The 17,487-nt window shown below is 68.7% G+C and carries 20 protein-coding genes; 11 read left to right on the top strand and 9 right to left on the bottom strand.

The features are described from left to right. Positions 1-220 precede the first annotated feature (220 nt). Positions 221-487: a hypothetical protein gene (locus RMO01_RS13535; protein ID WP_309629583.1), complete on the bottom strand. Its 267-nt coding sequence runs from the start codon at positions 485-487 to the stop codon at positions 221-223. 42 nt (positions 488-529) lie between these two features. Beyond that, positions 530-1,771, bottom strand: coding sequence for a YihY/virulence factor BrkB family protein (locus tag RMO01_RS13540; protein WP_309629584.1), 1,242 nt, complete (start codon positions 1,769-1,771; stop codon positions 530-532). 84 nt (positions 1,772-1,855) lie between these two features. Between RMO01_RS13540 and prmC the strand changes: the two genes are divergently transcribed. Together prmC and RMO01_RS13550 are read left to right on the top strand one after the other, a co-directional pair. Continuing rightward, entirely contained in the window at positions 1,856-2,740 is an 885-nt protein-coding gene (gene prmC / locus RMO01_RS13545) for a peptide chain release factor N(5)-glutamine methyltransferase (protein WP_309629585.1), read from the top strand. Between the two features lie 295 nt (positions 2,741-3,035). After that, positions 3,036-4,139 carry a DUF4167 domain-containing protein gene (locus RMO01_RS13550; RefSeq protein ID WP_309629586.1) on the top strand — a complete coding sequence of 368 codons (1,104 nt, stop codon included), beginning with the start codon at positions 3,036-3,038 and terminating at the stop codon, positions 4,137-4,139. Positions 4,140-4,196: 57 nt separating this feature from the next. Here the strand turns inward: RMO01_RS13550 and RMO01_RS13555 are convergent, their stop codons facing one another. Together RMO01_RS13555 and RMO01_RS13560 are read right to left on the bottom strand one after the other, a co-directional pair. Then, positions 4,197-5,594 (bottom strand): RsmB/NOP family class I SAM-dependent RNA methyltransferase, encoded by a 1,398-nt coding sequence (locus RMO01_RS13555; RefSeq protein ID WP_309629587.1) that lies wholly within the window; start codon positions 5,592-5,594, stop codon positions 4,197-4,199. Beyond that, entirely contained in the window at positions 5,591-7,549 is a 1,959-nt protein-coding gene (locus RMO01_RS13560) for a potassium transporter Kup (protein WP_309629588.1), read from the bottom strand. The genes RMO01_RS13555 and RMO01_RS13560 overlap by 4 nt, the downstream gene beginning before the upstream one ends. A 179-nt stretch (positions 7,550-7,728) precedes the next feature. On the opposite strand from RMO01_RS13560, the gene RMO01_RS13565 reads away from it, so the two are divergent. The 4 genes from RMO01_RS13565 to neuB are packed head-to-tail and all read left to right on the top strand — an operon-like array spanning position 7,729 to position 10,739. Beyond that, positions 7,729-8,223, top strand: a complete 495-nt coding sequence (locus RMO01_RS13565; protein WP_309629589.1) for an Rrf2 family transcriptional regulator — start codon at positions 7,729-7,731, stop codon at positions 8,221-8,223. Next, on the top strand, positions 8,224-9,024 hold the full coding sequence (locus RMO01_RS13570) for an SDR family oxidoreductase (RefSeq protein WP_309629590.1): 801 nt from the start codon (positions 8,224-8,226) through the stop codon (positions 9,022-9,024). Between the two features lie 48 nt (positions 9,025-9,072). After that, a complete protein-coding gene (locus tag RMO01_RS13575; RefSeq protein ID WP_309629591.1) occupies positions 9,073-9,726 on the top strand; it encodes an acetyltransferase in 654 nt (217 codons plus the stop codon). Continuing rightward, positions 9,723-10,739 (top strand): N-acetylneuraminate synthase, encoded by a 1,017-nt coding sequence (neuB, locus tag RMO01_RS13580; protein ID WP_309629592.1) that lies wholly within the window; start codon positions 9,723-9,725, stop codon positions 10,737-10,739. The genes RMO01_RS13575 and neuB overlap by 4 nt, the downstream gene beginning before the upstream one ends. Here the strand turns inward: neuB and RMO01_RS13585 are convergent. Both RMO01_RS13585 and RMO01_RS13590 read right to left on the bottom strand, forming a co-directional pair. Then, positions 10,736-11,113, bottom strand: a complete 378-nt coding sequence (locus tag RMO01_RS13585; protein WP_309629593.1) for a DUF1801 domain-containing protein — start codon at positions 11,111-11,113, stop codon at positions 10,736-10,738. The genes neuB and RMO01_RS13585 overlap by 4 nt on opposite strands. Positions 11,114-11,116: 3 nt before the next feature. Then, on the bottom strand, positions 11,117-11,815 hold the full coding sequence (locus tag RMO01_RS13590) for a MarC family protein (protein WP_309629594.1): 699 nt from the start codon (positions 11,813-11,815) through the stop codon (positions 11,117-11,119). A gap of 85 nt (positions 11,816-11,900) precedes the next feature. Here RMO01_RS13590 and pyrF point away from each other — a divergent pair, with 85 nt between their 5' ends. Further along, entirely contained in the window at positions 11,901-12,620 is a 720-nt protein-coding gene (gene pyrF, locus RMO01_RS13595) for an orotidine-5'-phosphate decarboxylase (protein ID WP_309629595.1), read from the top strand. Positions 12,621-12,623: 3 nt separating this feature from the next. Here the strand turns inward: pyrF and RMO01_RS13600 are convergent, their stop codons facing one another. The 3 genes from RMO01_RS13600 to RMO01_RS13610 form a co-directional block, all read right to left on the bottom strand. Continuing rightward, positions 12,624-13,679, bottom strand: a complete 1,056-nt coding sequence (locus RMO01_RS13600; protein ID WP_309629596.1) for a hypothetical protein — start codon at positions 13,677-13,679, stop codon at positions 12,624-12,626. A gap of 141 nt (positions 13,680-13,820) precedes the next feature. Beyond that, on the bottom strand, positions 13,821-14,252 hold the full coding sequence (locus tag RMO01_RS13605; RefSeq protein WP_309629597.1) for a hypothetical protein: 432 nt from the start codon (positions 14,250-14,252) through the stop codon (positions 13,821-13,823). A gap of 56 nt (positions 14,253-14,308) precedes the next feature. Further along, positions 14,309-14,512, bottom strand: coding sequence for a DUF1674 domain-containing protein (locus tag RMO01_RS13610; RefSeq protein WP_309629598.1), 204 nt, complete (start codon positions 14,510-14,512; stop codon positions 14,309-14,311). 132 nt (positions 14,513-14,644) lie between these two features. On the opposite strand from RMO01_RS13610, the gene RMO01_RS13615 reads away from it, so the two are divergent. The 4 genes from RMO01_RS13615 to RMO01_RS13630 all read left to right on the top strand — a co-directional run bounded on the left by RMO01_RS13615 (position 14,645) and on the right by RMO01_RS13630 (position 17,415). Beyond that, positions 14,645-15,880, top strand: a complete 1,236-nt coding sequence (locus RMO01_RS13615) for an argininosuccinate synthase (protein ID WP_309629599.1) — start codon at positions 14,645-14,647, stop codon at positions 15,878-15,880. A gap of 103 nt (positions 15,881-15,983) precedes the next feature. Then, positions 15,984-16,283 (top strand): hypothetical protein, encoded by a 300-nt coding sequence (locus tag RMO01_RS13620; RefSeq protein ID WP_309629600.1) that lies wholly within the window; start codon positions 15,984-15,986, stop codon positions 16,281-16,283. A 77-nt stretch (positions 16,284-16,360) separates the two neighbouring features. Continuing rightward, positions 16,361-16,807: a hypothetical protein gene (locus tag RMO01_RS13625; RefSeq protein ID WP_309629601.1), complete on the top strand. Its 447-nt coding sequence runs from the start codon at positions 16,361-16,363 to the stop codon at positions 16,805-16,807. Positions 16,808-16,884: 77 nt separating this feature from the next. Further along, positions 16,885-17,415: a hypothetical protein gene (locus tag RMO01_RS13630; RefSeq protein WP_309629602.1), complete on the top strand. Its 531-nt coding sequence runs from the start codon at positions 16,885-16,887 to the stop codon at positions 17,413-17,415. Positions 17,416-17,487 lie beyond the last annotated feature (72 nt).

Genomic DNA, 17,487 nt, shown 5'->3' on the forward strand with positions numbered 1-17,487 from the left:
TAGTGGAGTTGTACCATTTGACAGTGCCGGTAGCCATTTTAAGGACCTCCGTTAGCAGTTTGCATCAGGCAAGAGCGCCTGAAGCCTGTCGGGTCTGAATGGGATCGGCCAGAAACTCGGTGCGTTCGCAAAGAGAGAGGGCGTTACGCAGAGAGATCGACAGCCCCTATGTAGGCCCGAAACGCCCTGTGCACAACCTGAGTCTTGAATCGATCCGGTTTTAGGCCGGAACCGACCCATCCTCGTCTTCGTCCTCATGCTCGGAATCGGCGGGGGCGGGCACGTCTTCACCTTCGGGCGCGACGTAATGGGCGACGCAGAGCTTGCGCAGGGCAGACGTCAGCGAGCCCCCGTAGAGGCGATCCTGGACGCGTTCGTGGCCTTCCTGCTGCAGCCGGGTCTTGATGTCGCCGACGGTGCGGCACTCTCCGCTGCGGGCGAGTTCGTACGCGCGTTCGAGGGTCGTGGGACGAAAGTTGTTACTCATGGACAGAAAGATAGGCGTCCCGACCGGGTTTTGCGACTCCGCTCAGACCCGGGGACGATTTCGCCGGCGCGACAAACGGTCCGCCAGGGCCTCGGCGTGCTTCAGGGTGAAGGTCAGGGCGGCCGGGTTGCCGCGACGCGGGCCGATGCTGTCGGCCATGACCGCACCCCGCTCGCCGATGGCCGCAGCCGGGCCCGTGGTGGTGTCGACGGCGGTCTGGTGCTCGATCTCGGCGTTCACCTCGGCGCCCATCAGGATCACCTGCACCGAGATCCAGGTCCACAGGAGGAAACCCATGGCGGTCGCCAGCGGGCCGTAGGAGTCCAGCCGCACGAAGTTGGTCAGGTACCAGCTGAAGATGAAGGACACGATGACGCTGAGGGTCGCCGCGAACAGGGCCCCGGGCGTCAGCCAGCGCCACCGCGCGCGCTGCCGGCACGGGCCGAACCGGTAGATGACGGTCAGCGCCCCGACATAGCCGATGAACAGAAGGGGCCAGCGGAGGGGAGCCAGCCTCTCCCACTCGTCGGCCAATCCCAGGACGCCCAGCGCAAGCGGCACACCAACCACCAGGGCAGCGGTCATCAGCACGGATGCAAGCCCCGTCAGGGTGAAGGCGAAGCCCAGCAGGTTGTACTGGAGAATATTGCGCCGCTCGACCTCGTGGTAGGCGACGTTCAGGCCGTAGAACAGGGTCTTGATGCCGTTGTTGGCCGTCCACAGCGACAGGGCCAGGGTCCAGACGAGGGTGAAGGTCATCTGGCCGGTCGAGCCCGCCGCCAGCCGTGTCAGCTCCGCATTGATGAACTGGGCCACGTTCGAGGGCAGCACCGAATAGAGGAAGGCGATCCGTCCCGACGCGTCGTTCGGGTCGGCGAACAGGCCGTAGATGGTCACAAAGGCCGCCAGCGCGGGGAACAGGGACAGCAGGATGAAGAAGGTCACTCCGCCGGAGACGAAGCCGACCCGATCGCCGAAATAGGACCCGGCGACCCGCCAGGCGATGTCGATCCAGCCCTTGTGAGGGATGTGGTGCGGCTTTTCGGCCATCCGGCCCCGGCCGGGCTCGCGCGCGTCATAATCCTCGGGTGTGGGCGGTTTCGGCGGCGTCGGCTCGGGTCGACGAGGCCTCAGTTCGACCCCGTATTTGTGGCCCTGGGTATAGAGCAGATGCGCCGCCCCGGCCCCGGCGGCTAGGCCTCCGACAATGGCGCCGACGAAGGCCCAGGGCCCGGAAATCCGGGTCCGACGAGGGGGCGGTCCGACAGGCGAGGGAAATTTCATCGGCGGGTGAACGGTCCATGCGCCGATGACGTTCCGGCCCGAGACCTCCTTGCCTGAAAACCGCGCGTGGGGCACTGACCCGGAATGACCGAACCTACCACCCTCGTCGCCGCCTGGAAGGGTGCGCAAGGCGAGCTGAAGGCCGCCCGCATCGACAGTCCGGCCATCGACGCCCGCCTGTTGCTCGAGGCGGCAACGGGAGCCAGCCGGCTGGAGATACTGACGGACCCGCACCGGCTTCTGACGCCGGATCAGTCGGCGATCCTGGCCGGCTATGTCGAGCGCCGCCTGCGCCGCGAGCCGGTGTCGCGGATCCTGGGCCGCAAGGGCTTCTGGAAGATCATGCTCAACGTCACGCCAGACGTGCTCAGCCCGCGCCCGGACACAGAGACCATCCTCGACATCGCCATGCTGGCCTTCGAGCCGGCCCAGGCGTTCAGCGTGATCGATCTCGGCACCGGATCGGGCGCCATCCTGCTGGCCGTGCTGGGCGACCGGCCGGGCGCCCACGGGGTCGGCACTGACATCTCGTCCGAAGCCCTGGCTGTGGCCAAGGAGAATGCGGCCAACCTCGGCCTCGACGGCCGCGCGACCTTCCTGAGGACCGAATGGGCGGCCGGGTTCGGCGACCACAGCTTCGACCTTGTGGTCTCCAACCCGCCCTACATCCCGTCGGACGATATTCCGGGTCTGGACCCGGAGGTGCGCGAGCATGATCCGATCCTGGCGCTGGACGGCGGGCCGGACGGGCTGCAGGCCTATCGCGACCTGGCGCCCGAGATCGCCCGCATTATGAAGCCCGGCGGCTTCTTCGCCGTCGAGATCGGCTGGGACCAGGGCGATGCGGTCAAGGCCCTGTTCGAGACCGCCGGCCTGACCGACGTGAAGGTGGTCAAGGACCTGGGCGACCGGCACCGGGTGGTGACCAACGGCCCCGATCCGCGCACGACGCCGATCCGTCAGTCCTAGTCCGGGGCTGATCCGAACAAACCCCTTGGAAACCTTCCCGGTGCGCGCTAAGTCCTTGGTTGTCTCCCTCCCTTCCGCATCTTGCTGAACCACATCAGGTCCAGCGACGCTCGGCCGGGACGTGCGTGAAGGTCGGCGGTGTTCATCGCCTGCGGACCACGACGGGCGACAAAGGTCCTTCCGATAATATCGCCGCCGGGGATTGGCCCCCAAGCGAACCGGAACCACAGACAACCGGCCTGACACCCTCGCCATCGTCGCGCAGGGACACGCCAAACCAGCACGGTAAGCCTCGATGCGAGATTTCAAGGGCATGAAGCGTCAGCGCGGCCGCAACCGGAAACCCGGTGGCGGTGGCGGGAACGCGAATGCGGCGAACCCCAACCGTTCGTGGGACTCGCAAGGCCCCGAGAACATCAAGGTCCGCGGCAACGCCCAGACCGTCTATGAGCGCTATCAACAGCTGGCGCGCGACGCCGGTTCGTCAGGCGACCGGGTGCTGGCCGAGAACTATCTCCAACACGCCGAACACTATTTCCGCGTCCTGCGCGCCCTGCAGCCGCAACGCCCGGTCTCCGAGATCGCCGCGCGCGAACTGTCGAACCAGGGCTATGACATCGATTTCGAGGACGAAACGGGGGCCCAGGCCGCCGCCTTCCTCGCCGCGCAGCAGGCCGCCGACCGCATCCAGCAGCAGAGCGACGCCCGCGACGCCGAGGCCGCCCAGGGCGCCCAGCAGCCGCGCGAACAACGCGAGTGGACCCCTCGTCCGCCGCGTGAAGACAATCAGAACCGCGAGGGGCAGAACCGCGAGGGGCAGAACCGCGACCGTGAATGGACCCCGCGTCCTCCTCGCGACAACCAGAATCGCGACAATCAGCCCCGCGATGGCCAGGACGGCCAGCCGCGCGCCGACGGCGAAGGCCAGGGCGAGGGCGGTCGTCGCGAGACCCGCCGCGAACGCTGGGAACGTCGCCGCGAGGAACGCAACCGTCGCTACGAAGCCGAAGGCGGCACGCCCGACACCCGCACCTACGAGGAGGCCGAAGGCGGTCGGTCCGAAGGCGGTCGCTACGAGGGTGGTCGCTCTGACAATCCCCGCTCTGAAAACGTGAGGGAGGGCGGCGACTTCATCGCCTCGACCGCGCCGGTGACCTACACCCCGCCGAGCGAGCCGACGCCGGTCGAAGCCGCGCCTGCCAAGGACGAACGACCCGCGCGCCGCACCCGCACGCCGCGCGCCGAGGCGACGGTCGATACGGCCCAGGCCCTGCCCGGCTTCCTGACCCGTTCGGCCGCCCCCGCTGCACAGGGGCCTGCCGCCGATGACGGCGAGGCTCCGGCCCCCAAGCGCCGTGCGCCCCGCAAGAAGGCCGAGACCCCCGCTGACGGCGAGTAGGTCCTCACAGGGATGACCGGCCGAGGCGCGATCGCGACGCGATCCCGCCTCGGCCGGTCAGGTCGGGACGCGTTCCAGCCGGGCGATGAAGAAGCCGTCGAGACTGCCGCTTTCGGCCCACATGGAGGGCAGGATGCGCAGCCAGCCCTCGGGCGTCAGGGCCTCGGCCGGGGCGCCGACGGCCGCAGGATCGGCGGCCGCGGTCCTGAAGGCCGTGTTGCGGCGCAGGAAGGCGATGACCTGGGTCTCGCCCTCTTCCCGTTCCAGCGAACACACGCAATAGACCAGACGTCCGCCCGGAGCGACGCGTTCGGCGGCCGCATCGAGCAGCCGGTGCTGGACGTCGGCCAGCTTGGCCACCTCCGCGGGCTTGGTGGCGCGCAGGACTTCGGGGTTGCGACGCAGGGTGCCGGTGGCGGTGCAGGGCGCATCCAGCAGGACGGCGTCGAAGGTGCGCGGATCGTCCCAGTCTTCGCCCGGTGTGACGACGATCTCGGCGGACAGGCCTGTCCGTTCCAGATTCTGGCGCAGGCGACGCAGGCGCGGCTCCGAACGATCCAGGGCGACGACGGTCGCGCCCGATGCGGCCAGTTGCAACGTCTTGCCGCCGGGCGCGGCGCACATGTCGAGCGCCGTCTCGCCGGCCCTTGGGGCCAGCAGGCGCGCAGGGATGGCCGCAGCCGCATCCTGGACCCACCAGCCTCCGGTTTCGTAGCCGGGCCAGGCGCCGACGTCGCCGCGCACGCCCGTACGGACGGTCCCTCCAGGCAGGACGGTTCCCTCGATGGCGTCGGCCAGGGCCTGGGCGTCCTCGCCGGGCTTGAGGCTGAGATCGGTCGGCGGCTCGTCGCGGGCGGCCAGGGCGATGGCGGCCAACGTCGCCTCGCCATAGGTCTGTTTCCAGCGCGCCGCGATCCAGTCGGGCAGGTTGGACTCGGCCGTGGTCAGGCCCGGCCCCTCGCGCTCGATCCCGCGCAGGACGGCGTTGACCAGAGCCTTGTAGGGCCGGGTCTTGGCGTCGCGCTCGGCCAGTTTCACGGCCGTGGAGACGGCGGCGAAGGCGGGCGTTTCCAGCACCAGGGTCTGGGCCAGGGACACGCGCAGGATGGTGCGGACAGCCTCCGGCGGCGACTTCTGCAGGCGGCGGTTCAGGATGGCGTCGATCTCGCCCAGACGGCGCAGGGCGGCCATCGCCACGGCACGGGCGAAGGCGCGGTCCGGGCCGGGCAGGGATTTCAGTTCGGACAGGGCCATGGCCTCGTCCAGGCCGTTGCGGCGCTCGAGCGCCGCGTTCAGGAGGATGCCCGCGGCGATCCGCGCCTCAACCCCGATATCGGCGGCGCCGTCCGGCTCGGCGGTCCGGACGATCGGCTCGCGGCGGGGCCCCCGGGCCTTGTCGGCCATGCGGCGACCGCGCGCGCCGGAGTTCTTGCCCTTGGGCGTCCCTCCGCTCACACCGAAACCTGGGTGCCGAGCTCAACCACGCGTCCGGGCGGGATGTGGAAGAAGTCGGTGGGGTTGGCCGCGTTGCGCATCAGGAAGATGTACAGCTTGTCCTGCCACAGGGGCATCCCCTGCGACGCCGACGGCACGACCGAGCGGCGGCCGAGGAAGAAGCTGGTCGACATGATGTCGAACTTCACCCCCAGTTTGCGGCACTGGCTCAAGGCGCGGGGAACGACGGGGCTCTCCATGAAGCCGTAGCTCAGGGTGATCTTCTTGAAGTCGTCGTTGATCGGCTCGATCAGGACGCGCTCGCTGTCACTCACCCGCGGCCGGTCGGTGGTGCGCACGGTCAGGATGACGTTCTTCTCGTGCAGCACCTTGTTGTGCTTGAGATTGTGCATCAGGGCGACCGGGGCGACGTCGGGGTCCGAGGTCAGGAAGATGGCGGTGCCGGGCGACCGGTGCGGCGGGCGGGCGCGCAGCATCTCGATCAGGTCGGTCAACGGCAGGCTGTCCTTCTTGGACTTGGCCGAGAGGATCTGGGACCCCCGCGTCCAGGTCCACATGATCAGCACCAGGACCGCGCCGAGCACCAGCGGCAGCCAGGCGCCGTCGGGGATCTTCAGCAGATTGGAGGTCAGGAAGACGCTGTCGATGAAGCCGAACGGAATGAGGGCGCCGAGTGTCGCCCACAGCGGCCATTTCCACTTCTTGGTGATGACCGAATAGGCCATCAGGGTGTTGATCAGCATGACCCCGGTGACGGCCACGCCATAGGCGGCCGTCAGGTTGTGCGAGCTCTGGAACACGAACAGCAGGGTCAGGACGCCAACCATCAGGAAGGTGTTCACGGCCGGGACGAAGATCTGTCCGGCCTGGGTTTCCGAGGTGAAGCGGATGTCGATGCGGGGCAGCAGGCCCAGCTGGACGGCCTGCTGGGTCACGGAGAAGGCGCCGGTGATGACGGCCTGGGAGGCGATGACCGTGGCGATGGTGGCGAGCGCCAGCATCGGCCAGTAGGCGAACTCGGGCACCATCGACCAGAACGGGTTCGTCGCCGCGCCGGGCTCCGCCAGGATCAGGGCGCCCTGGCCCAGATAGTTCAGGGTCAGGCAGGGCAGGACGAAACACAGCCAGCCCATCCGGATCGGCGCCTTGCCGAAATGGCCCATGTCCGCATACAGCGCCTCGGCCCCGGTGACGGCCAGGAAGACGCTGCCCAGGATGATGAAACCGAGGAAGCCGTCGTTGATCAGCAGCATGACGCCGTAGTGCGGTGACAGGGCGCGCAGGATCGAGATGTCGTCGAAGATGTGGTAAAGGCCGAGCGCCCCCAGCGACAGGAACCACAGGGCCGTCAGCGGGCCGAAATATTTCGACAGACTGGCCGTGCCGCGCGACTGGACCAGGAACAGGCCGATCAGGATGGCGGCGGCGATCGGGACGATGAAGGCGTCCAGCCGTGCGCCCACGCCCGGGGCATCTTTGACGCCCTCGATGGCCGAAAGCACCGAGATGGCGGGCGTGATGATGCCGTCGCCATAGAACAGGGCCGCGCCGCAGACGCCGAGAATGAAGATCCAGGCCGACCGCCGGCCGATCGCGTGGGTGGCGAGCGCCATCAGGGCCAGGGTCCCGCCCTCGCCTTTGTTGTCCGCGCGCATCAGGAAGAGGACGTATTTGAACGTCACCACGACCATCAGGGCCCAGAAGGCCAGGGAGACGACGCCGATCACAGCCAGATCGCCGCCGATGCCGCGCTGGGCATGGCCGATGGCTTCGCGCAGGGCATAAAGGGGGCTGGTGCCGATATCGCCGAACACGACGCCAATGGCGCCGATGGTGAGAGCCCAGAATCCCGCCTTGCCGACGCCGTGAGGCGCGGTCGGGCCATTGGGGGCGGCGGTGGTCTGAGCAGGCGGGGCGGGGGGAGCGCCGTCGCCGGGGGATGCGTCCCCTGCCATGAATATCCTCCGGACGCCGCGGTCGGCGGGCCCATCAAAGCGGAGGGCGTGTAGGCTCATTCCGCGGCCGGTTCAATCGCATGGAATTGGTTTCCCTCACACCGTGTTCGTCGGGCCGACGACCGGTATTTGTGAATCCCGCTCCCCGTGCCTACCTTACGGACTGGAACCGGACGAAAATGTCAGACAGTCAACGCTTTCCCGTCGCCGCCCACGCCCTGGCCTATCTGGCCCACAAGGGCGCGTATGACGCCGCACGCGCCTGCCCCAGCGCCATCCTGGCGGCGTCGGTGCCGACCAATCCCGTGGTCATCCGCCGTGTTACGGCCCTTCTGTCCAAGGCCGGACTGATCGCGACCCGTCCCGGCGCCTCGGGCGGATCCTGGCTGCTGCGCCAGCCGCAGGACATCCGTCTGGATGAGGTGCTGAAGGCCGTAAACGGCTGCGCCCACCTCGGCTCGCCGCCGCAGGGCGCCAAGGGCTGCCCCATCGGCGAACACATTCCCCGTCAGGTGGCCAAGGTCCTGACCCTGGCCGACCAGGCCGCGTCGGAATCGCTGAGCAAGATCACCATCGCCGACCTTCTGGCCGAACGCTCCACGGCGCTGGACGGAATCGAGCCGCACCCGGCCTGCACCGAGGCGATCCGCGCCGCCGGCGCCGTCGCCGCCTAGGTGAGCAAGCGCACGATCCTGATCACCGGCGCCTCCGCCGGCATCGGGGCGGCGCTGGCCCGCGTCTATGCCGAAAAAGGCTGGGACCTGATCCTGACCGCGCGGCGCGAGGCGGCCCTGACGGTGCTGGCCGTTGAAATTATCGCCAGATACGGCGTCGCCGCGACCGTCATCCCCGCCGATCTGGCCGACCCGGACGCTTCGGCGCGTCTGGTCGAGGTCATCGCGGCGCGCGGGTTGACCGTCGACGGTCTGATCAACAACGCCGGCTTCTCGCGCACCACGGGCTTCCTCGCCACCGCCCCCCATGAGCACAGGGCGATGGTCGAGGTCATGCTGTCGGCGCCTGTCGCCCTGTCGCGCCTGCTTCTGCCTGGCATGGTCGAGCGCGGCTTCGGGCGGATCATCAATGTCGCCTCCCTCGCCGGCCAGATGCCTGCGACCGGCGGTGACACCCTGTACGGTCCGATCAAATCCTTCCTGATCAAGGCGTCCCAGGGCCTGTGGCTCGAGACGCGCGGGACCGGTGTGCATGTCACCGCCCTCTGCCCCGGCTACACCCTGACCGAATTCCATGACGTCAACGGATCGCGCGAACAGGTGTCGTCCGCCTATCCCGCCTGGATGTGGCAGACGGCCGAACATGTGGCGCAGGTGGCTTACGACTCCTGCGAAGCCGACCGGCCCAGGGTCACGCCGGGCGTGATGAACAATGTGCTGGCCGCGATGGGGAAACTGCTGCCCGACGGTCTGGCCCTGAACATGGTCGCCGGCCACGCAAGGCGGCTGAAGCGGATTTGAGCAGCGTCGCTTGAGAAAGGCGGCAAATCAGGCGCTAGGATTGCCGCCATGGCGAGGTCATCCCAGGCGATTTTCGGACTGATCGGCGCCGGCGGGCACGGTCGCGAGACCATGCCCTTCGTCCGCGCCCATATCGCCGCCCATCCTGACCTCGGTATCGATGTCGATCGCGTCGTTTTCGTCGATCGCCAGGCCGGAACGGCTGTCGGCGGCCATCTGGTCCTGGCCGAGGATGAATTCGCGGCGATGGACGCCGAGCGACTGTTCGCCGTGGCCGTGGGCCAGCCCGCCGTGCGCCGGGCTATCGCCGAACGGCTGGAGTCGGCGCGATGCCGGGCTTTGACCCTGATCGCCAGGACGGCGACGGTCGTGGACAGCGCCCGCGTGGCGCCCGGCGCCCTGATCGCGCCCTACGCCCTGATCAACGCCGACGCCTCGGTCGGCCGGCACCTGATCGCCAATGCCCATTCCAGCATCGCCCACGACTGTCTCGTCGGGGACTTTGTCACGCTCGGCCCACGCGCCTGCGTCAACGGCGGAGTCAGGATTGGCGACGGGGTCGAAATCGGAGCCGGCGCCCTGATCCGCCAGGGCCTGTCCATCGGAGCCGGCGCGGTGATCGGTATGGGGGCGGTGGTGGTCAAGGACGTGGCGCCCGGCGCGACCGTCGTCGGCAATCCGGCGCGGGAGGTCGCACGATGAGCGTCTTCTTCATCGCCGAGGCCGGGGTGAACCACAACGGCGACCTGGGGCTGGCGCTCCAACTGGTCGATATCGCGCACCGGGCCGGAGCCGACGCGGTCAAATTCCAGACCTTCCGCGCAGACGCAATCTCGGCCCCCGAGGCGCCGATGGCCGACTACCAGAAGGCGGGGGACAGCGCGGCCAGCCAGACCGAGATGCTGAGGCGGCTGGAGCTGCCCCACGCCGATTTCGCGCGCATCGCTGACCACTGCCGTGCGATCGGCATCGAGTTCATGTCCTCGCCCTTCGACCTCGACAGCGCCGCCTTTTTGGCCGGGATCGGGATGACGAAGTTCAAGCTGGCGTCGGGCGAGATCACCAACGCACCCTTCGTGCGCGGGGTTGCGCGGCTGGCGGCGGAGGCGGGCGGATCGGTCATCCTGTCGACCGGCATGAGCACACTGGACGAGGTGGCCGAGACGGTCGGCTGGATCGAGGCCGAGGGAAATCCCGGCCTGACCATCCTGCACTGCGTGTCCAACTATCCGGCGCCCGCGAAGGACGCCAACCTGCGCGCCATGGATACGCTGGCGCAGGCTTTCGGACGGTCTGTCGGCTGGTCCGATCACACGCTGGGCGACGCCGTGTCCCTGGCCGCCGTGGCGCGCGGCGCGACGGTGGTGGAAAAGCATTTCACCCTCGACAACCACCTGGCTGGTCCCGACCACGCCATGTCGATGGACCCTGACGGCCTCGCCCGGCTGATCGCCGGCATCCGCACGGTCGAGGCCTCGCTCGGCGACGGGATCAAACGCCCGGTCGAGGCTGAGCGCGAGATCATGACCGTGGCGCGCCGCAGCCTGTTCGCCGCTCGCGAAATCGCGGCGGGCGCGACGGTGACGGCGGAGGACCTGATCGCGCTGAGGCCGGGGGACGGGATCTCGCCTGCGCGACAGGGGAATGTGGTGGGCAAGACCGCCGTCCGGGCGATCCCGGCGGGGACCAAGCTGGCAAACCCGGACCTGGCCTAGCGCGTCGCGTCAAACCAGCGGCGGCACAGGGCCTTGATGGGTTCGGCGGCGGCTTCGACCTCAGCGGCATCGGCGAAGGTCACGACGCCACGATCCAGGGCGGCCCACTTCACCAGACCTGTCTCGTCCTCGAAGACGAACCCCTCCGTCGATTTCACCTTGGCTCCCCGATGCAGGACGGCCCGAACGGCCCCGCCCCTGGCCACACCCAGACTGATCCGGTCGTCGCCGTCGATCACGAAGCTGGGCCCGTTCCATTTGACGTGTTCGGTCACATCCGGGTGGCTGCCGGCGACCAGCCGACGAAGAACCGTCATCGCGCCGCGCGACGGTTCCGACAGGGTGGAAACAAGCGCGTCGACGTTCTGCGCCATGGCTCAGTGTCCGCCGCTCGGATAGGGGGTCGTCACCGATCCCGCGAACATGCCGGGCAGCGCCTCGCCCAGACCCATGAGAATGAACTGGATCGCCAGGGCGCACAGGATCAGACCAAGGACCCGCACGATGATGGCCAGGCCGACCTCGCCGAGGATGCGGCTGATCGGACCGGTCAGGGCGAAGCTGACGAAGGAGACCAGCGCCGCCGCCGCGATGGCGATCAGGGAGGCGGCCGTGCCCGCCGCGCCGATTTTCTCGGCCTCTCCGGCCTGGATGATGATGGCCGATATGGCGCCGGGGCCGATCATCAGGGGAATGGCGAAGGGCACGACCAGCCGCTGGAACCGCCGGCGCGCATAGCCGCGCACGTCCTTCAGATCGAGGGCGGCATCCTTGTCGGCGAAGCTGGCGAGGAAGTCCTCGCGCGCCATGTCCAGACCCAGCAGCAGCAACAGCACCCCGCCGGCGATGCGGAACGCCGCCAGCGAGATGCCGAAGAACTGCAGCAGGCCCAGGCCGGTGAAGAAGAAGAAGGAGAGGAAGACCGCCGCGAACAGGCAGATCAGGGCCGAGACGGATATCCGCTGCCTCAGGGTGGCGCCCGCCGTGGCCGCCGCGAAGATCGGGATATTGCCGATGGGGTCGAGCAGGGCGAACAGGGTCACGAACAGGTTGACCCCCAGATCGAGCGCGTCCATTGCCTTGTCCCCAGCCTGTATCATTGAACGCCGGTCCCCCGACGCATCCCTGCGCCCGGTCTAGCCGGTCGTCCGGAGCCCGTCGATGACCTCGCCTCTCCTGTCCGACCCGCGCCTGATCGTCGGGCTGGATTTGCCGTCGATCGAGGCGGCCCGCGCCCTGGTGCAGCGGATCGGCGACGGGGTCGAGAGCTACAAGATCGGGCTGACCCTTCTGGCCCGTCCCGGCGGCGTCGCCTTCGCCCATGAGCTGCGCGCCATGGGCAAGACCGTCTTTCAGGACTGGAAGCTGCACGACATCGGCGCCCAGGTCGAAGGCGCGGCACGATCGGTGGCCGAAGGCGGCTGCGACCTCCTGACCGTCCATGCCGAGCCGCAGGTCATGCGAGCGGCGGTGGAGGGCCGGGGCAGCCATGCGACGCAGATTCTGGCCGTCACCGTCATGACCAGCCTGTCCGACGAGGACCTGAGGGACATCGGTTATTCGGCCAAGGCCGCCGACCTCGTCGAGGCGCGGGTGCGTCAGGCGCTGGATTGCGGCGTCGACGGGGTGGTGTCGAGCCCGCTGGAGGCCGCGCGTGTGAAGGAGATCGCCATCGAGGCGGGCCGTCCGGACTTCCTGATCGTCACTCCGGGCGTGCGTCCGACCGGCGGCGACCTCGGCGACCAGCAGCGGGTGGCGACGCCGGCCGCCGCCCTGCAGGCCGGGGCGACTCATCTGGTCGTGGCGCGGCCGGTCATCGCCGCGGAAAGCCCGGTGATGGCTGCGGCGCAGATCGCCGCCGAGATGGACGGGGTCCGCTAGGCCCTAGCCGCGCTCGCCCGGCTCCTGGCGATAGGGGTAGCCGTCGCCGGTGTCACCGGGAGGCAGGTCGCCGTAGTAGTCCTGCGGCGCCTGGATGTAGACCGGAGCCGGTTGATAGACCTGCGGCTCGACGTAGGCGGGCTCTGCGTAGGCCGGCTGGCTGTACTGGACCGGCGGCGGCGCATAGGCCTGGCCGTAGCCGTCCTGATCGTAGTCGCCCCGCTCATAGGTGACAGGCTCCAGCGGCGAGGCGTGGTACGGGATCGGCGCATAGCGCGGGCCGTCGTCGCGACGGTCGGAATGGCGGTCGCCGCCCTGATATCCGCCCTGATGGCTGTTCGAATACCCGCCGCTGCTGCTCTCGCTGTAGCTCTCATAGCTGCTGTAGGACGCGCCGCCACGGCCGCCCGAATAGTTCTGCTGGTAGCCGTGGCCGCCCCCATATCCGCCGTTGTGGCTGTCGCCATGGCCGCCGCGACCGTAGCCGCCCTGGCAGTCGCAGGCCGGGGGCGGAGGAGGCGGCGCGGGCGGATAAGCGCCGCCGCAGTTGTCGTAGCAGGGCGCGGGGCGCAGGCCGCAGCAGCGGTCGGTGGTCACATAGCGACGGCCGAAGCCTTGGGCGACATAGCCGAACGGGCGGCTGGGGCCGTAGCCGGGGCCGCGCACGACGACCGCATAACCGGCGCCGTAGCCGTACCCGCCCATGTCGACGCCGCCGCTGCCGTGGATGACCAAGCCGCCGTATCCGCCCCCGCCCCGGATCGCGCCCACGTCATAGCCGCGGGCGTTGATATAGGCGCCTGCGCCTGCGTAGGCCCCGGCAGACGCGTTGGCGTTCGCATTGGCGTTGACGTTCACATTGATGTTGCCGCCGTAGTGGCCGCCGCCCCCACCGGGATGACCGCCTCCGCCGCAGCCTCCGCCGCAGCCCCCGCCATGGCCTCCACCGCCGTAGCCTCCACCGCCGTGCTGGCCGCCGCCTCCGCCACGTTCGCTCGCCAGCGCCGGCGAGGCGCCGAGCAGAAGCAGGGCGGTGAGGATCGAGACAAGGGTTTTCACTGGGCGGGCTCCGCGACGTTCAAGGCCACCGTAGGCCTTCTCGCGAGGAAGGGTTCCGGATGCTCCCCGGAAGGGAGCAATCCGTTCAAGACGTGGTTAAATCTCGCTTTTCTGGCGTGAAGCTGGCTCCAGCGCTCCGGCTCAGCGGTCGTACAGCCAGGCTTCGACGCCGCAGGAACAGTCGCGATCCCGGTATCGGCCATGGTCGGCGCCGCGCGGTGCGCGGTCGTCGTTGTAGCCATAGACATCGTGATAGCCGCGCCCCGGCGGACTGGACCAGCGGGTCCACTGGCCCGAGCGGTTGCTGAAGCCGTAGCGGCCGCCCCGGTCATGGCCATGGCCGTACCGGACCGGCGGTCGATACGCACGCGGATCTCGGTATCCGGAGCCGTATCCATAGCTGTGGCCATAGCCGCCGGAGCCCGAGGCGACCGGCCCACCATAGGGCTGACCATAGGGTGCGGGCTGGGCTGCGTAGACGGGCTGGCCCCAGGTCTGGGCGGCGGCCGCGCCCGGGATGGCGACGACTGTCAAAGCAAGAATGGGGAGAACGATCGGGGCGAGGCGACGCATGGAACCCTCCGGCTGGACGAAAAGGTTAACACTGTTCGCCCGGGTTCGGTCGCAGCTCAGAAATCGATCGCGATGCCCTTCTTCTCCCAGTCGCCGTATCGCGTCGGCTCGGGTCCGGTCGGTCCGCCGTGCTCGGTCGCCGGCTCCAGCGCGTCGGCCTGCGCACGACGCGCTGCGGCCTCGGCAAGGGCGCGTTTGGCCGGCTCGCTCAGGACGCGTTCGGGCGGGCTTTCGGGCGGTGTTGCAGGCGCGTCGGTCATGCGAAGGGACATAATGCCGGACGGCGCTTTGCGATAGACCGGTCCCCGCCACAGTCTCGCCCTTGCATCGCGGGCGTTCAGGCCGTTTAAGCGCGCGCAAATCCTCTCCCGCCGTTCTGCGAAAGATCCGTCATGGCCAAAGCCTCCGACAAGCCCGTCAAGAAGGTCGTCCTGGCCTATTCCGGCGGCCTCGACACCTCGATCATCCTCAAGTGGCTGCAGACGGAATACGGCGCCGAGGTCGTGACCTTCACCGCCGATCTCGGTCAGGGCGAAGAGCTCGCCCCCGCCCGGGAGAAGGCGCTGAAGATGGGCATCAAGCCCGAGAACATCTTCATCGACGACCTGCGCGAGGAGTTCGTGCGCGATTTCGTCTTCCCCATGTTCCGCGCCAACGCCCAGTATGAGGGCGACTATCTGCTGGGCACCTCGATCGCCCGTCCGCTGATCGCCAAGCGCCAGATCGAGATCGCCCGCATGGTCGGCGCCGACGCCGTCTGTCACGGCGCGACCGGCAAGGGCAACGACCAGGTTCGCTTCGAGCTCGGCTACTATGCCCTGGAGCCCGACATCCGCGTCATCGCTCCCTGGCGCGAGTGGGAATACCGTAGCCGCGAGGCCCTGCTGGACTTCGCCGAAAAGAACCAGATCCCGATCGCCAAGGACAAGCGCGGCGAGGCGCCCTTCAGCGTCGATGCGAACCTTCTGCACTCCTCGTCCGAGGGCAAGGTGCTGGAAGACCCGGCCGTCGAGGCCCCCGAGTTCGTCCACCAGCGCACGATCAGTCCGGAAGACGCGCCCGACAAGGCCACCATCATCACTGTCGGCTTCGAGAAGGGCGACGCTGTCTCCATCGACGGCGTGGCGATGAGCCCGGCCACGATCCTGACCAAGCTCAACGAACTGGGCCACGACAACGGCATCGGCCGCCTCGACCTGGTCGAGAACCGCTATGTCGGCATGAAGTCGCGCGGCGTCTACGAGACGCCCGGCGGCGCCATCCTGATCGCGGCCCACCGCGGCATCGAGAGCATCACCCTGGACGGGGGCGCCATGCACCTGAAGGACCAGCTGATGCCGAAATACGCGGAGCTGATCTACAACGGCTTCTGGTTCTCGCCCGAGCGCGAGATGCTGCAGGCGGCGATCGACCTGTCGCAGCAGAAGGTTTCCGGAACGGTGCGGGTCAAGCTGTACAAGGGCAATGTCGCCGTCATCGGCCGAGAGAGCGCCAACAGCCTGTACGATCAGGACCTGGTGACCTTCGAAGAGGGCGTCCAGGCCTATGACCACAACGACGCGGCGGGCTTCATCAAGCTGAACGCCCTGCGTCTGCGGGTCCTGGCCAAACGCGACCGCAAGGGCTGAATCCGGGCTGACGAAAGGCGCCGCGACAATCGGTTCAGAGAACGCGGTCTTGCGCTCTGAAGGGTTCGGGGACATCGTCCGACTGCCTTTCAGGGAGGGTCCCATGCGCAAGTTCGTGTTCCTGGCGGTCGCCGCCGTCCTCGCCGCCGCCGCGCCTTCGCTGGCGCAAAACGCCATTCCGGCCGTGATTCCCGCGGCCTCGGCGTGGGTGGACATCCCCGCCCTCGCCCCGGCGGTCACCGACCCCGAGACCCGCGCCCTGATGAACCAGGAGATCGTGCAGGCCATCGTTCAGGCCGGCGGCGACCAGGAGCAGGCCCGACGCGCCATCTCCGCCATCGTCGCCCGCTATCAGGAGAACGCGCAGGCCCAGGGCGCACGGACGCGGCCGAGCCCGAAGTAGGTCGCCTGACCGCAGTTTTGGCTTGAGCCGGCGCCGTATTCGCGAGACGAGTGGGGATTGAACCGCAGAGAGCCCGCATGTCCCTCGTTTCCCCGTCGCTGATTCTCCTGGTCTTCGCCCTGTCGACCCTCGCCCCTGCTGTGACCGCACAGACGGCTCCCGTGACGCCGGCCGAGGCTCCCGCGCCGGGCGAGGCGGAGTTCGAGGCGACCGCCGAGGCGTTCGGGGAGAAGATGGAGGCCATGCTGACGGAGATGCAGACGGCCGTCGCCGACGCGGGCGGAGACGCCGCCCGGCAGGTCGCAGCGCTGGACACCATCGAGGCGCGCTACCAGCCCGACGCCGACGCCTTCGCCACGGCGTTCGAGGCCTTTATGAACCAGCAGGCGGCCGCTGCGCCCGAGACCGAACGGGCGGGCATTCTCGCAGGCCTGGCTCAGGCCCTGCCGCAACTGCGTTCCGTTCCGCGCCTGATCCGGGCCCAGGCCGAACAGGCGGCACAAGCCGCGACCCCCGCGCCCTGAGACCGCCTTACCGCGATTTCACTTGAGCTGACGAGCTGTCAGGCGGACCTTGGGTGGGAACTCAAGGAACGCCCGCCATGATCCGCGCCCTGTCGCTCGCCGCCGCCCTCGCCGTCCTGCCGCTGTCCGCCGCACTCGCCGACGAGTCCCAGACCGCGTCGGAAGCGGCCATCGAAGCCGCCGCCGAGGCCTTCGAGGCGCGGATGGAGGCGTTCGGCGAACGTGCCGAAGCGATCTCCGACGACGAAAGCCTGACCGAGGCCCAGCGCGAGGCGCGGATCGCGGCCATCTGGACCGAATACCAGCCGGAAGTCGCGGCCTTCACCGCAGAGGTCAGCCGCCACGCCGGCCAGATCGCCCAGGAAGCCCTGGCCAACATCGACGTCGAGGCCCTCGTGGCCGACGCGCTGAACGACCCCGAGGTGCAGGAGGCGCTGCGCACCGCCCCCGTTCTCGCCCAAGGCATGGTTACGAACGGCGCCTGGGCGGCGAACGACCCGGAACAGATGGTCACCTATGGCCTGATCGCCCAGTACGCCCTCGACCAGGCGTCCGACGTCGTCGTGGCCGATGTAGCCGAGGCCGCTGACGAGGCGAACGAGGACTAGATCCTGCGAGGCCGTCTCCCCTTGCGGGAGAAGGTGGCTGAGCGAAGCGAAGTCGGATGACGGGTATGCGTC

The organism is Brevundimonas sp. (genome assembly GCF_031412435.1).
Taxonomy (GTDB): Bacteria; Pseudomonadota; Alphaproteobacteria; order Caulobacterales; family Caulobacteraceae; genus Brevundimonas.

What these genes read in the sequence shown, in the direction of transcription:
- RMO01_RS13535 (WP_309629583.1), bottom strand. Translation starts at nt 487, where the DNA reads ATGAGTAACAACTTTCGTCCCACGACCCTCGAACGCGCGTACGAACTC.
- RMO01_RS13540 (WP_309629584.1), bottom strand. Translation starts at nt 1,771, where the DNA reads ATGAAATTTCCCTCGCCTGTCGGACCGCCCCCTCGTCGGACCCGGATT.
- prmC (WP_309629585.1), top strand. Translation starts at nt 1,856, where the DNA reads ATGACCGAACCTACCACCCTCGTCGCCGCCTGGAAGGGTGCGCAAGGC.
- RMO01_RS13550 (WP_309629586.1), top strand. Translation starts at nt 3,036, where the DNA reads ATGCGAGATTTCAAGGGCATGAAGCGTCAGCGCGGCCGCAACCGGAAA.
- RMO01_RS13560 (WP_309629588.1), bottom strand. Translation starts at nt 7,549, where the DNA reads ATGGCAGGGGACGCATCCCCCGGCGACGGCGCTCCCCCCGCCCCGCCT.
- RMO01_RS13565 (WP_309629589.1), top strand. Translation starts at nt 7,729, where the DNA reads ATGTCAGACAGTCAACGCTTTCCCGTCGCCGCCCACGCCCTGGCCTAT.
- RMO01_RS13575 (WP_309629591.1), top strand. Translation starts at nt 9,073, where the DNA reads ATGGCGAGGTCATCCCAGGCGATTTTCGGACTGATCGGCGCCGGCGGG.
- neuB (WP_309629592.1), top strand. Translation starts at nt 9,723, where the DNA reads ATGAGCGTCTTCTTCATCGCCGAGGCCGGGGTGAACCACAACGGCGAC.
- RMO01_RS13585 (WP_309629593.1), bottom strand. Translation starts at nt 11,113, where the DNA reads ATGGCGCAGAACGTCGACGCGCTTGTTTCCACCCTGTCGGAACCGTCG.
- RMO01_RS13590 (WP_309629594.1), bottom strand. Translation starts at nt 11,815, where the DNA reads ATGGACGCGCTCGATCTGGGGGTCAACCTGTTCGTGACCCTGTTCGCC.
- pyrF (WP_309629595.1), top strand. Translation starts at nt 11,901, where the DNA reads ATGACCTCGCCTCTCCTGTCCGACCCGCGCCTGATCGTCGGGCTGGAT.
- RMO01_RS13605 (WP_309629597.1), bottom strand. Translation starts at nt 14,252, where the DNA reads ATGCGTCGCCTCGCCCCGATCGTTCTCCCCATTCTTGCTTTGACAGTC.
- RMO01_RS13610 (WP_309629598.1), bottom strand. Translation starts at nt 14,512, where the DNA reads ATGACCGACGCGCCTGCAACACCGCCCGAAAGCCCGCCCGAACGCGTC.
- RMO01_RS13615 (WP_309629599.1), top strand. Translation starts at nt 14,645, where the DNA reads ATGGCCAAAGCCTCCGACAAGCCCGTCAAGAAGGTCGTCCTGGCCTAT.
- RMO01_RS13620 (WP_309629600.1), top strand. Translation starts at nt 15,984, where the DNA reads ATGCGCAAGTTCGTGTTCCTGGCGGTCGCCGCCGTCCTCGCCGCCGCC.
- RMO01_RS13625 (WP_309629601.1), top strand. Translation starts at nt 16,361, where the DNA reads ATGTCCCTCGTTTCCCCGTCGCTGATTCTCCTGGTCTTCGCCCTGTCG.
- RMO01_RS13630 (WP_309629602.1), top strand. Translation starts at nt 16,885, where the DNA reads ATGATCCGCGCCCTGTCGCTCGCCGCCGCCCTCGCCGTCCTGCCGCTG.